At 66.0% G+C, this 12808-nt stretch carries 7 protein-coding genes; 1 reads left to right on the top strand and 6 read right to left on the bottom strand.

Going from position 1 to position 12808, the window contains the following annotated elements:
- Positions 1 to 56 precede the first annotated feature (56 nt).
- On the top strand, positions 57 to 464 hold the full coding sequence (locus tag DQW91_RS03155; protein WP_112662074.1) for a VOC family protein: 408 nt from the start codon (positions 57 to 59) through the stop codon (positions 462 to 464).
- 77 nt (positions 465 to 541) lie between these two features.
- Here DQW91_RS03155 and trxA read toward each other — a convergent pair whose 3' ends face one another.
- From trxA to DQW91_RS03125, 6 genes are all read right to left on the bottom strand, one after another.
- Positions 542 to 862 (bottom strand): thioredoxin, encoded by a 321-nt coding sequence (gene trxA / locus DQW91_RS03150; protein ID WP_112662073.1) that lies wholly within the window; start codon positions 860 to 862, stop codon positions 542 to 544.
- A 170-nt stretch (positions 863 to 1032) separates the two neighbouring features.
- The gene (gene addA / locus DQW91_RS03145) at positions 1033 to 4473 is read right to left on the bottom strand and encodes a double-strand break repair helicase AddA (protein WP_112662072.1); all 3441 of its coding nucleotides are present in this window, start codon (positions 4471 to 4473) and stop codon (positions 1033 to 1035) included.
- Entirely contained in the window at positions 4470 to 7616 is a 3147-nt protein-coding gene (gene addB / locus DQW91_RS03140; RefSeq protein ID WP_112662071.1) for a double-strand break repair protein AddB, read from the bottom strand. Before addB ends, addA begins: the two co-directional genes overlap by 4 nt.
- A 16-nt stretch (positions 7617 to 7632) precedes the next feature.
- On the bottom strand, positions 7633 to 8361 hold the full coding sequence (locus tag DQW91_RS03135) for a nucleotidyltransferase family protein (protein WP_112662070.1): 729 nt from the start codon (positions 8359 to 8361) through the stop codon (positions 7633 to 7635).
- 8 nt (positions 8362 to 8369) lie between these two features.
- A complete protein-coding gene (tsaE, locus tag DQW91_RS03130; protein WP_245410901.1) occupies positions 8370 to 9890 on the bottom strand; it encodes a tRNA (adenosine(37)-N6)-threonylcarbamoyltransferase complex ATPase subunit type 1 TsaE in 1521 nt (506 codons plus the stop codon).
- Between the two features lie 115 nt (positions 9891 to 10005).
- Positions 10006 to 12576, bottom strand: coding sequence for a PAS domain-containing sensor histidine kinase (locus tag DQW91_RS03125; protein WP_245410879.1), 2571 nt, complete (start codon positions 12574 to 12576; stop codon positions 10006 to 10008).
- Positions 12577 to 12808 lie beyond the last annotated feature (232 nt).

The following is a 12808-nucleotide window of genomic DNA, read 5'->3' as shown; positions in this document are numbered from 1 at the left end:
ATCCGCGAAACCGGCGCCCATCTTTGCTGGGAATACCTACTCACCAGGAGGAAGCCATGCCGACCAAGATCTTCGTCAATCTGCCGGTGAAGGATCTCACGCGCTCCGTCGCCTTCTTCAAGGGCCTCGGCTACGCCTTCAACGACCGGTTCACGGATGAGACCGCCGCCTGCATGGTGATTACGGACGACATCTATACGATGCTTCTCACCGAGGCGAAATTTAAGGAATTCACCCCGAAAGCCCTGGCCGACGCGACGAAGACCACGGAAGTCCTGACTTGCCTGTCCACGGACAGCCGCGGGGATGTCGATGCGCTTCTCGACAAGGCGCTCAAGCTCGGCGCGACCGAGACGCGCGAGCCTCAGGATCACGGCTTCATGTATGGCCGCTCCTTCAACGATCTCGACGGGCACATATGGGAGATCATCCACATGGACCAGAGCGCGATTCCGGAGAAGTGAGTCCGAGGTCGCCCTCGAGACAGGCATAAAAAAGGGGCCTTTCGGCCCCTTATCATTTTGCGAAGATTGCTCTCGCCTTAGGCGGACGCCTGGATCCACTTGGCGAGGTCGCCCTTGGGGGCGGCGCCCACCTTCTGGGCCACGACCTTGCCGCCCTTGAACATCATGAGGGCCGGGATCGAGCGGATGCCGAGCTGCGAGGAGATCTGCGGGTTTTCGTCCACGTTGACCTTGGCGATCTTCACCTTGCCGGCCATTTCGTTGGAAATCTCTTCGAGAGCCGGGCCGATCATGCGGCAGGGGCCGCACCATTCCGCCCAGAAATCGACAACGACGGGCTCGGCGGAGTTCAGCACATCCTGCGCGAAGCTCGAATCGGTCACCTTCACGGTCGCCATTACATCACCTTTGCTGGCTCTTGGAGCATGAGGATGCTCGCAAGTTCTTGTTATTGCGCACGATCTGAACGCCGGACCATGCCTTGAAACGCGACTCAACGCCTGAGTCGCCTCATTGTGGAGGCAAGGTAAGAACCACCCGTTCCGGAATCAAGCGACCGCTCGACCCCTCACGCCGCTTTGATGAGGGAAAGGGCAAAATCGAGTTCCGCCTCCCCCAATTCGTGCACGACCGGGCCGGATGTCCAGATGAGGAAGGCGCGCACGCGGCGGCCCGGATAAATCTCGCGCAAGAGGTGGCGATAGAGCGCAAGCTGGGCCGCATAGGCCTGTGGCATCGGCTCGCCGACGCGGGGTGGGCGGGCGGGGGTCTTGAAATCGGCGACAAGCACTTCACCGGGAAGAACGGCGAGGCGGTCGATCTGACCCGACACCATGACCTCCCCGGAAGCCGTCGTGACCTTACCCGCAATCGGCGCTTCGGCGCGGGAATCGGGGCCAAAGAGGGGATGCAGGGTCTCGTGGCCGATCACGCCGAGAGCCTGCGCGATAACGGTTTCGGCAAGCTCGGCCTTCAGGCGCGGGGCCTTGGCCTTCACATAGGCGCGGGCGACAGCCTCCCGATGCTCGGGGGGCCGGCTCGGCAGCCGCTCCAGAAGAGCGTGAACGAGCGTGCCGCGAAGCCGCGCGTCCGGCGCGTAAGGCCCGTCCCCCGGTCGGGCCAGCCGGTCCGCCGCGCCAAGCGCGCTCGACGGGCGTAAGGGCGGCAGCGGCTCGGGTTCGGGCGGAACCGGCTTACGCAGCCAGTCCGGAATCGTAACCGCATCGGCCAGCGTTACTTCCGCACCTCCCGCCTCGGCCGTTCGGGTATTGCCGTCGCGCCAGACTTCGATGGGGCCATAAAACGCCTCGTCCTCCTCCAGCGCGCCCGCCTTGCCGACGAGCCCGCGCCGGATCATCTCGCTCCAGGCCCCGTCCGGCGGGTCCTTCCGGTTGCCGCCGAGATAAGGGGCGATGACGAGCCTGTCCTTGGCGCGCGTCATGGCGACGTAGAGAAGGCGGTTGTGCTCCTCCAGTCCCTTTGCCTGCAATTCCGCCCGCGCCGTGGCGATGGGCGCGCAATCCTGGCCCTTGCTCGGCGACCAGATGGGGAGCGTATCTCCCGAGGCGGTGGGAAGCCGGAACAGCGGCGGATCGCGGCCCAGAACCTCGCAGCCGTCGATCACGATCACCACCGGCGCTTCGAGGCCCTTCGCACCGTGCACGGTCATCACGCGCACCTCGCCATGCACCGCGTCGAGATCGCGCTTGATGGTGTGGGAGGCGGATTCGAAACGGTTGAGGAAAATCGTGAGCGACGGCGTTTCCGTCAGTTCCGCCTGATGCGCGAAACTCAAGAACGCATCGATGGCATCGCCCGCTTCGCTGCCCAGCCGCGCGACGAGTTTCGAGCGCCCGTCGAGCGGGCCGAGCAGGGTCGCGAAGAAACCGAACGGGCCATGCGCGCGGGCCAATTTTTTCCAGGCGCGCAACGCGGCAAGGCCGCGCGCGGCGCTCGCATCGTTCTGCGCATGGCGCTCCAGCGCGGCGACGAGCGATTCATCCTCGCCGCGCGAGGCGGCGATGCGGGTGAGATCGTCATCATCAAAACCGACGAGGGGCGATTTCAGCGCGGTTGCAAGCGTCAGATCGTCTTCCGGCAAAAGCGCCGCGCGGCCCGCCGCGACGAGATCGAGCACGGCGATGTGCTCGCCAATATTCAAGCGGTCCGCGCCCGCCACGGGAACGCCCGCTTCTTTCAACGCACGGATCACCGCCTCGAACGCCGCGCTGCGCTTGCGCACGAGGACGAGAACATCGCCCGCGCTCCACACGCGGCCCGTCCCGTCGCCGCGCGTGATCCAGCCTTTGACGGCGCGCGCGATGCGCTTGGCCACCACCACGGGCGGCGCGTGCTGCTCGGGCTGATCGACGGGCAGAACCCAGGCTTCGGGCTCCTCCGCATCCGTCGGCCGCTCCAGCGGCCAGAGTTCGACAAGCCCCGGCGCGCGCGGGCGCGCACTCTCATGCACGGTGCCGACCGCGCGATCCTCGAAGGAGAGGCCCTTGAAATTCTCAGGCAGCGCGAAGGTTGCATCCACCGCCGAGAGAACAGCAGTCGCGGAGCGGAACGAGAGGGTGAGGCTCACATCCTCGAAACGCAGAGCCGCGTCTTTCAACTTGCGCGTCCAGTCCCTGCGGCTCGTCTCGAATTCCTGCGGGGCCGCGCCCTGGAAGCCGTAGATCGATTGCTTGGGATCGCCCACGGCGAAGAGCGTGCGCAGACGCCCGCCGCGCGCGCCGGAACCTGCGGTGAAATCCTCCGTGATGCGGCGCAGGATTTCCCATTGCTGCGGGTTCGTATCCTGCGCCTCGTCCACGAGCACATGATCGATGCCGCGGTCGAGCTTGTAGAGAATCCACCCGGAATCGTCGCGGGAGAGAACGTCGAGCGTCTTGTCGATGAGATCCTGAAAATCGAGCGCGCCAAGCCGCGCCTTCGCGCGCTCGACATTGCGCCCGATCTCTGCGGCGAGAGTGAACAGCGCGACGGTACGCTCCACGGCTTGTGCCGCCTTCTTGCGGTCGAGGAGGGAGGCAATGCGGCCCATCTCATCGAGAAGCCGCTGCTTCAGGACAGGCGAGACGGATTGCGTGACGAAACGGTTGGCGGCGCGGAGTGAGCCGTCCTTCGTCAGAAAGATTGCGAGATAGTTGGCGAGCCTGTCCTGCGCGGTCGCCGCAGTCGCGGCTGCGATCAGCGCGCTCGCGCGTTCCTGATCGGTCGCTTTCCCCGCGAGCAATTCCTGCGCGATGGCGGACCAGTCCTGCGGCGGTAATCCATCTTCCAGAATGGCGCGGTCGATGCTTGCGGCATCCTCGTTGGCAAAGAGCCCGAGTTCGCGGCGAAGGCGCGCGAAGCCCGCTTCAAGCCCGTCCGAATGATGTAGAAAATCCTTGCAGCGAAGCGCAGCGCTCAACACGGCGGCCAGCCCGTCGCCGGTCGCCTCGACGGTGACGATGGACAGGGCCCTGTTGAGCGCCGAGCCCTCATCGGACATGGCGCGCGCCAGCACCTTGTCCGTCTCATCCGCCAGAAGCTCGTCGCTCTGGCTTTCATCGAGAACGGTAAAACGCGCGGGCACGTTCGCCTCGAACGGCGCGAGATGCAGCAAGCGTTCGCAGAAGGCGTGAATGGTGTCGATCTTCAAACCGCCCGGCGTTTCCACGGCACGGGCGAACAAGGTGCGCGCGAGGCGCAAATGCGCGGCGCTCGGGCGCTCGCCTTCCAGCTCCGTCAGCTCCGCGACCAGCGCCTCCTCATCGAGCGTGACCCAGCGCCCGAGACGCTCGAAGACGCGGATCGCCATGTTGGCGGCGGCGGCCTTGGTGAAAGTGAGACACAGAATGCGCCCCGGCGGTGAGCCGGCCAGCAGAAGGCGCACCACGCGGTCCGTCAAAACCTTCGTCTTGCCCGCACCCGCATTGGCGGACACCCAGGCGGACGCGCGCGGGTCGGCGGCCTTGCGCTGCGATTCCTTGGTGTGGGCCGGGATGACGAGGTCGTTCATTCGTCGCCTCCCTCACCGTTGCTCGCGAGCGACCATTCCTTCACGCGGGCGAGATGGTCGTATTCGGAAAAGCGCCGCGCATATTTCGGGAAGGGCCGGGACGGGTAGTCCGCCTCACCTTTCGCGTAACGCGCGATCAAGCCCTCGAAACGGCGGCCATGTTCCTTGACGATATCCTCGACAGAACGCGTCTCGTCGCGCCCCGGTTCGAGCGCGCGTGGCTTCAACGGCTCGCGCCCGCCGGAGGTGTGAACGTAGAGGAGTTCCGGCGTCTCCATCGCAGCGGGAAGCCCATTGAACGCGCCCCTCATCAGCATCACCGCCTCAAGCGTGAGTTGCGGTGAGAAGCCCGCGAAGACTTCCTTCACGCCGGGCGGCTGGCCGGTCTTGAAATCGACGATGACATACATGCCGTCGCGGCGTCTCTCGATGCGATCGGCACGGGCGCGCAACAGGAAGGTCGAACCATCCGCGAGCGTGATCGGCAAGCGGCCGGAATGCTCGGGATGAATGTCGGCGAGAGCGGGACGCCGCTCTTTCTCCCATTGCACGAAAGCTGCAGCGAGGCGCTCGAAACGAGGCCACCAGATCGCAGCAATCTCGGGAAAGGCCTTGAGGTTTTCGTCAAAGAGTTCCTCACCCCGCGCCAATACGCGCGCCAGCGCATCCTCCGGCATGGCTCTCGGAAACGCCTTCGCGAAATCGCCGAACACTGCGTGGATGATGGTGCCGCGATCCGCAGCACCCGGTGCGACCGCGATGGCCTCCAGCGCATCGAGCTTGAGGATGTGGCGCGCGAAGATCGAATACGGATCGCGCACGAGGGTTTCGATTTCCGTGACGCTGAGGCTGTTCGGAAAAAGCTTCGGATCAGGCTTCGGCGCAGGCCGTTGAAGAGGGGGCGCAGGCTGCGGCGTATCGAGCGCGCGCACGAGGTGGCGATAGCGCTCGCCCGCCTTGGTCACGCGGCTCCACACGTCAGGTCCGGTGAAGGCCTTCAGCCGTTGCAGGAAGCGGGAGGGCACGGTCGGCGAGCCGTCGCGCTTTTGCGCGCGGGTGATCACCACGTCATGCGTGCCGAGCGCCTGCACGAAATCGTGCGCGGTCTGGCCGATGCGTCGCTCCGGCGGCATCAGGCCGACGCGGGCGCGCATGGGGCGGTTGAGGAAGGCGTCCGTTACCGTGCGCGGCGGCCAGGTGCCTTCATCGAGCCCACCGAGCACGATCCTGTCAGCGGAGAGAAGGCGCGCTTCGAGAAGGCCGAGAATCTTGATGCGGCGATGGGTTGAACGCGGCGCGGGGCTCAAGGCCCGCTGCTGCGCGAGTGCCTTGAAGAACGAGGGATAGTCCGCAAAGCGCCCTTCCAACGCACCGATCTCGGACAGATCGAGATCGTCGAAGAGTGCGGCGAGCGCCTCGATGGAGGCATCTCCCTCGCTCTCGCCCTCAGGGGCCGCCATCAAAGCCTCGACCGTGCGGCGGTGATCGGCCACGAGCGACATCAGGTCGAGGGAACCGTCCTCATGGTAATCAGGGCCAAACTCCCCGAAGGCCTGCTCCATGCGTAGCAATAGTTCGTCGGCAAGCGCCCAATCCTCGTCGCTCAGGCGAAGACGCGGGCGTGGCGTGCGATGGTCCTTCTTTTCGGAACGGCGGGCCTCGAGCGCGGCGCGAAGGCCCGCAAAACCCGGCACCGGTTCCGGCCCGCGCAGCACGCCGATTTCGAGAATGCTCGCGGCACGCTCCACCCTCTCGCGCGGCCAGCCGAGGTGCACCAGCGGGTGCGCGAGAAGGGCGAGCACTTGCACGGGACGCACACGATCCGCCGCCGCTTCCGCCGCGAGCCGGGCAAGGCGGCCCGCCGCCGTGTCGGACAGGGGAAGCCCGGCGGAATCCTCAACACTCACACCCCAGCGCCCGAGCTCCGCCGCGACGCGAGCGGCGAGCGCGCGATCCGGCGTGATGAGCGCCGCCGTGCGCTCCGGCTCGTTCAGCGTTTCGCGCAACGCCACCGCAATGGCGAAAGCCTCCTCGCGCTCGTCCGCCGCTTCCACGACGGCAAGACCTTCGCAACCGCCGGTGCTGAGGGAGAGGCGCTCATCCGCGCTCATGCGCACCCAGCGGTCCGTCGTATCCGGCGGGCGCAGCGCTTCGGAGAGCAGGCGGTTGCGCGCACGGGCCTTGTCCGGCATCTCACCGAGAAGCGCGACGTCGGAACGCGGAATGCGCAGGTGCTTATCCACGAGGCGGCGCAAAACCGCCTGCGGATGGCCGTGAACGGGATCGGTCTCGTCGTCCGAGATGTTGCCGATGGTGGTCCAGCTCTCCTCATCGAGATCGGTGTCGAGGCCGGGCAGGACCACAGCGCCGTTGGGCAGACGCGCGATGGCCGCGATCAGGTTCGCGGTCGCCGGAATCGAGCCCGTGGAGCCTGCGACGATCATCGGCTTTGGCGGCTTGTCGCGCAGAAGCCGCTTGGCCTCGGCCTCGAGCAGCGCGTTGCGCCGCTCCGCCGGATCGCTCGCCTGCCGGTCCTGCAGGATCTTCGGCCAGTTCTCGCTGACGATCTGCACGAAACGGCGGGTGATTTCGAAATGCTCGGAATAATCCGCATCCACCGCGAGGTTGAGCGCGTGCCAGTCGATCCCTTCCGTCGTGAAGGAATCCATCAGCGCCTCAAGATCGCCCGCGAGGTTAACCGCATCCGCTGGGGACGCGGGCACCATGAAGGGCACTTCGGGGCCAAGGCGCAGAAGGCCGCGATCCACTTGCGCCGACCACATCTGCACGAGGCGCGTGAGGATCAGGCGGCGTTCGAGGGCGGGGATCGGCGGTTTCAGCGCCGCCGCATCCGCGAAGGGCGTGCCCTCCAAGCCGGTGAGTTCGAACTCGGCTTCATCCGCCTCGCCGAGCGGGATGATGCGCGGCAGAAGCTGCGCTCGGCCTTCGCCCCGTTCCGCGAGAAGCACTACGAGCGCCCGCGCGGCACGGCGCGTCGGCAGGTAGATCGTGAGATCGGCAAGGGCGTCGGGTGTATCGGCGAGCTTGCCGATGAGCGTACCGTCGAGAAGCGCGTCGACAAGGGTCGGCAGGAAGGCCGAACCGGGAGAGATCGAAAATACGCGCGCGCCTGTCGCTGTCATTCACCCTCGATGCCGCTCATCGCGCCGCGTGGGAGGCGAGGCAGGCCTCCGCTTCGACAATGGCCTTCGGCTCGCCCACATGAAGCCATTGGCCATCGAGTCGCAAGCCGTAGAGGCGGTCTTTCGCGATGGCACGATCGTAGAAAAGATTTGCCGAGAACGGTCCTTCGGGCGTGTCGGTCACAAGATCGGGTTTCACGATGGCGACGCCCGCATAAACGAAGGGCGCACTTGCATCCGTGCCGCGTCGGCGCAGACGGCCCGTCTCGTCGAGATGAAAATCGCCGCGCCCGTCATAGCCGATGCTGGTCGCGGCTTCCGCGATGAGCATGAGAATGTCCATGCGCTCAGGATCCCACGCGGAGACGAGGCGCTTGAGATTGGGCGTCTTGCCCTCGATCCAGAGCGAATCCGAATTGAATGTAATGAACGGGCCGCTCCCGAGAAGAGGCAGCGCCTTCTTCACCCCGCCGCCGGTCTCCAGCACCGCATCGCGCTCATCGGAGACGACGATCTGCGGAGAGCGCCGCGCCTTCACATGCGCTTCGAGCATATCCGCGAAGTGGTGCACGTTGACGATGACGGGGCCGATGCCCGCGCCCGCGAGGCTGTCGAGGGCAAAGTCGATCAGCGTGCGCCCGGCCACCTTCACGAGAGGCTTCGGCATCGTTTCGGTGATGGGCAGCATGCGCTTGCCCAATCCGGCGGCGAGAACGATGGCGGTCTTCGGAGCGGTGTGGGACAAGGGCGAACTCACGCTGAATGTTGCGTCTCGTCGGGGACGAGTCGCGGCAGGTAATTGGCGTACCAGGCCTTGAGCGAGGCGAGCGCCGGGTGCGCCAGATTGCGGCAGAGATAGGTTTCGATGCGCGGCAGGTGCTTCAGGTATTGAGGCTTGCCGTCGCGCCGGTCGAGCCGCGCGAAGATGCCGAGAATCTTGGTGGCGCGCTGCGCGCCCATGATGGCATAGGCGCGAGCGAAGGCCGCCACATCGAAGGCCGCATCGGCGGCGCGGCGCTCGCGGGCGTAAAGGCCGATGAGCTTCAGTTCGAGATCGGGCGCGACGGTGATGCGCGCGTCCTGCAGCAGCGAGGCGACATCATAGGCAGGCGAGCCGAGCACGGCGTCCTGGAAATCGATCAGGCCCACGCGCTTCAGGCCTTCGCGCTTCGGCATCCAGATCAGGTTGGGCGAATGATAGTCGCGCAGAACCCAGGTCGTGGGACCGTTGAGGATTTCCTGCAGCGTCTCGGTCCACAGATTGACGAATTCCGCGCGGGCCGAGCCGGAGAGCTGGTTGCCCATGATATGCGGCACATACCAATCCGCCAGAAGCTCCACCTCGATCAGCAGCGCCTCCTGATCGTAGGGCGGGATGGCATGGTCGATGCCGTCCGCGACAGGAAGCACCTGCGGTAACGTCGTGCTGTGAAGGCTCGCCAGAACGCGCACGGCCTCCGCATAGCGCTCCGGAATCGGCCCATCGGCGTTGGTCACCGGCTCGTTGCCGAGATCTTCCAGAATGAGCAGGCCCGCATCGAGATCCTCGCCAAAGATCTCCGGCGCGCTGAGGCCGAGCGCGCGCAAGGCTTTGTCCATCGCCACGAAGGCATGGACCGTCTCGGCGAGCTTCGCGACGGTGGTATAGGGCTTGCCGCGCCGCACGGGCGGGCCCACGGGCCGGGGCGGCGAGATCATCAGAAGCGCCGTTTCGCCGGTCGGCTTCCACAGGCGCTCATAGGAGCGGATGACGGAGGCATCCCCCTGCATCGGCAGGCGCGTCGCATCCGCCCAGCCGCTTTTTTCCACGATGGTCTGGAAGGCGCGCAGGCGGTCGAGCCGTCCTGCGAACGCGCCGGAACCGGTCAGGAAGGCGATCCGCGCTTCGGGCGCGCCGGGCGCAAGCTCGAACCGGATGTCGAGCCGGTCCGCCTTCAGCGCGTCCTCGGCGTGCTCGGGCCATTCGACGAGGGTGATGGCGTTCTCGGTCATCTCCTCCCAACCGAGCTCGTAGAGCTCCTGCGCGCTGTGGAGGCGGTAGAAATCGGCATGGACGATGGTGTTGCGGGTGCCGTCATAGACCTGCATGAGCGTGAAGGTCGGGCTCGGCACTTCCAGCTCCGCATCGCCGGCCAGCGTGCGGATGAGGGCGCGCGCGAAGGTGGTCTTGCCCGCCCCGAGATCGCCGGAGAGCGTCACCAGATCGCCGGCCCGCAATTCCTCCGCCACCGCCCGCGCGAGACGTTCGGTCGCGGCAAGGTCGGTCAGCGGCATGGTCCATTGGGGCTGCAAACGATCGTCCTCCGTCCTGAAAATCTTTGAATCCGCACGATCCGTCCGGAAAAGCTGGTCGTGCGCCTGTCCCTTCACCATCGCGTTGCCGAATCTCTCATTCGGCGGCCAGGGGTGGTACCGCATTCTGGCCGGATCGGCCATCCTGCGGTGCCTCGCGGCGTTCCATCGGGAAGGTACACACCACGGTCGTGCCCTCGCCGGGAGCCGAGGTCAGCTCGATCCGCCCGCCATGCAGTTCCACGAAGGAGCGCACGATGGCAAGGCCGAGGCCGACGCCGCGATGGCGCGTTCCGAGCGTATGGCTCTCGAAGCGCTCGAACACCTTGGCCTTGATCTCCGGCGGAATGCCGCGCCCTTGGTCCCTGACCTCGATGGTGACTTCGCCGCCGCCCTTGCGGGCGCTGACGCGGATGCTCTGCCCCGGCGCGGAGAAACCGACCGCGTTGGAGAGCAGGTTGAAGAGAATCTGGCGGATGCGCTTTCCGTCGGCCACGAAGGAACCGATATCCTCCGGCGCGTCGATGTGCACCGCGAGCGAGGCTTCCGCCAGCCGGTCCTCGAGCCCGCGCATGGCGGCGTCGATGGTGGAGCGGATGTCGACAACCTCGGGCATCAATTCCAGCGAGCCGGTATCGATGGAAGCGAGATCGAGAATGTCGTTGAGGATCGCGAGCAGCGATTCCGACGAGCGCATGATGTGGTCGGTATAATCGCGCTGGCGCGGATTGAGCGGACCGACGCTCGCATCGCCGAGGAATTGCGCGAAGCCGATGATGTTGGTGAGCGGCGAGCGCAGCTCGTAGGAAACATGGTGCACGAAATCATCGCGCAGGCGCGAGGCGCGTTCCAGCGCCTCGTTGCGTTCTGTGAGCGCGCGCTCCACGTTCACGCTCGCGGTAACGTCGATGAAGGTCAGGAGCGTCGCGCCGTCGGGCAGCGGTTGCGCCGCGCAATCGAGAGCCGATCCGTCCTGACGGTCCATGCGGCAGTTCACGCCAAGGCGCGTATCCGCAAGCCCCGCGATGGCCCCGCGAATGTCGATCCACGGCTCTTCCTGCGGTGCGAGCAGGCGGCAGGCGCGGATGATCTTGTCGATATGCGGATGATCGGCGAGCGTTTCCGAGGAAAGATGCCACAAATCGGCGAAGGCGCGGTTGTGCAGCTTCAGGCGGCCGTCGCTGCCGAACACCGCGACACCCTCCTTGAGGGTGTTCAGCGTTTCGCTCTGCACGCTGGTGAGCGAGTTGACCTGCGATTCAAGCTCGATGCGTTCGCTCACATCGTCGAACAGATAGGTCACGCCGCCTTGCGGGTTGGGATTGATGACCACGCGAAGCGAGCGGCGATCCGGTAGGTGCCACCAGACCTCGCGGGATTCGACGGTTCGGTAGCTCGCCTGAATTTCCGCCTTCCAGGCGCGAAAGTCCGCCTGCTCCGGCAGCTTGCGGGCGGAATGCAGCCTGTCCAGAATTTCCCCGTCCTTCGGGTGCGAGGCGAGAAAGGCCGGGTCGAGATTCCACAGGCGCTGGTAAGCCTCGTTGGAGAACACGAGCTGTTGCGAACCGTCGAAGATGGCGACGGCCGTCGGCAATTGATCGAGGGTGCGCACGTTGGCATCCATCTGCCGCTGCAGGTCGGTTCTCACCGAATCGAGCTCGGAGACATCGACGGCGATGCCCGCGCTGCCGCCGCCGGTGGGATATTCCACCACGTCGAGCACGGAGCGCCTTCCGCCGACCACTGCCTTCACGCGTTCGTGAAACGGCTTTCCGCTCGCGCGCTGGCGCAGCGCCTCGTCGCGGGCGCGCTCGCCCATCAGCTCCAGCGAGCGCAGCGTCGCATCCTCGACGCTCTCGGCTTCCACAGCGCGAAGGTAGGCCTGGTTCGCCCAGATCAGCCTGCCCGCCTCATCGCGGATCCAGAGCGGATGCGCGATGGAATCGATCAGGACCGTCATGGCGCGCAGGTCCGCCTTCGCCGAAGCGAGATCGGACTGAACGCTCAGCAGCGCGGATCGGTCGCCCGTCACATCGCGCAGGCGCAGGATCGCGCTCGCGCCGAAGGTGCGCCCTTCCGCCTCCACGAACGTGTTGAACAGCGTGCGCGCGGTGACGCGAAAGCTCTCGCCGCGTTCTTTCAGCGTGTCGAGCGCGTGTTCCACGGCGGCGGCGTCAGCGGGGGCGAGCCAGTGGCCGAAGGCGAGAATCCGATTGGTCGTCGCGCCTTCTCCCGCAAGGGACGGATCGCCCTCGAAGCGAGGTTCTCCGCCGGGCCCGGCCCAGCTCACCAGAAGCTGACGGTCGGAGCCCATGAGAAGCGTTGCGCGGTCGTCCGCACCCTGCAGCCTCGCGAGTTCCGCGCGCAATTTGCGCGTGCGGCGCGTGGAAGCCCGACGCTCGCGGATGAGCATGATGGAAGTGGTGGCCGAGATCGCGACAAGGCCCATGAAGAAGGCGAACGAGGCCGCGTTCTGCGGGTCCAGCGCCGGCAGCGCGCCGATCAGGGCGTTGATCTTGTCCATGTAGGGAAGCGTGATCGGGGCCGCGAGCGCGGGCGAGGCGCAGGTGCTCATGAGCGCGGCTCCGAGGGCCGTCCTCAGGCGAACGCCGCCGGCCGCCGCAACCGGATCGAACGTCTTGCCCTGCCGCTCTGCCTGCCCGGCCATGCCGCGCCGCCTCCAAGAAATCGCGCGCCCGATGAAAGGCGCGTCATGAAAAACGGAACCCGGCGCAACCAGCGCCAGGGCACCTTAGATCTGCACATGAACGGAACAACCGATGGGCCGAAAAGGCCCAACGCAATCGGACGAATCGCGTTCACCATAGACCACCGCCGACTCCGCCAGGAAGAGGGTTAAGGTCTGTTTAAGGCTAATGGACAAACCGTGTGGAGAACCT

Source organism: Microvirga flavescens (genome assembly GCF_003290125.1).
GTDB classification, from domain to species: Bacteria; Pseudomonadota; Alphaproteobacteria; order Rhizobiales; family Beijerinckiaceae; genus Microvirga; species Microvirga flavescens.
Note: the sequence above shows the minus strand (reverse complement) of the source record. Positions and strands in the feature narration are given on the sequence as shown.